Annotated in this window: 1 protein-coding gene, 1 tRNA gene and 2 rRNA genes; 3 read left to right on the forward strand and 1 reads right to left on the reverse strand. The window is 48.4% G+C overall.

Annotated features, from left to right (window positions below; translation table 11 throughout):
- From ACFQ0C_RS12870 to ACFQ0C_RS12880, 3 genes are all read left to right on the forward strand, one after another.
- Window positions 1-62 (forward strand): 16S ribosomal RNA (locus ACFQ0C_RS12870); the annotation flags it as partial.
- A 180-nt stretch (window positions 63-242) separates the two neighbouring features.
- A 5S ribosomal RNA gene (gene rrf, locus ACFQ0C_RS12875) occupies window positions 243-359 on the forward strand.
- Window positions 360-490: 131 nt separating this feature from the next.
- Window positions 491-567: transfer RNA gene (locus tag ACFQ0C_RS12880), tRNA-Ile, on the forward strand.
- Window positions 568-600: 33 nt separating this feature from the next.
- Here the strand turns inward: ACFQ0C_RS12880 and ACFQ0C_RS12885 are convergent.
- The coding region (locus ACFQ0C_RS12885; protein ID WP_379367339.1) for a hypothetical protein at window positions 601-879 on the reverse strand (279 nt) is incomplete at its 5' end.

Below are 879 nucleotides of genomic sequence, written 5' to 3' on the forward strand. Positions count from 1 at the left end.
TGATTGGGGTGAAGTCGTAACAAGGTAGCCGTATCGGAAGGTGCGGCTGGATCACCTCCTTTCTATGGAGTCCATGGTGACTGTAGGTCACCGGACAAATATGCAGCTTAGCTGCAAATACAACACTCACTCGTTGGTCAGTTTTGAGAGGGTAAACGGACCTCCCCGAAAGTAACGTGATGCGCTGTAGCGTATTGCAATTACGTTCAGGAGAGACCGATAACCATATCTCAATAACTTCGTTTGGTGATGATGGCGGAGGGGAACCACGCGTTCCCATCTCGAACACGACCGTTAAGCCCTCCAGCGCCAATGGTACTTAGACCGCAGGGTCTTGGGAGAGTAGGACGTTGCCAAGCAAGCCCACCTAGGGTGGGTTTTTGTTTTGAATACGAGTATAAACTCGTAGGGATAGGNGCCCACCTAGGGTGGGTTTTTGTTTTGAATACGAGTATAAACTCGTAGGGATAGGACCTTAAGCTCTATACGAGGGCCCTTAGCTCAGCTGGTTAGAGCGCACCCCTGATAAGGGTGAGGTCGGTGGTTCGAGTCCACTAGGGCCCACCATATTTTACCTCTTGCAACAAACAAGAGGATATGTTAAGATGTGATTCCTGCCGCTGAGGTGGGTGCCACAAACTGACAATTGGCTCCGCATGTCGGATGTAACAATTGCAGGATTGTTCCTTGAAAACTAGATACCGAAACAAGTAGTTGCAACTGTTCGATGCGTGAAACCATCGCAGTTGTCAACAGCATAGAGCAACGTGTGTTGATCTTCGGATCGCACATAATCCAAGTAACTCGATTCATTTGAATCGAAATTATTAGCGGAATGGTTAAGCTAATAAGAGCACACGGAGGATGCCTAGGCACTAG

The sequence above is a fragment of the Paenibacillus sp. GCM10027630 genome (assembly GCF_042676305.1).
Taxonomy (GTDB): Bacteria; Bacillota; Bacilli; order Paenibacillales; family NBRC-103111; genus Paenibacillus_S.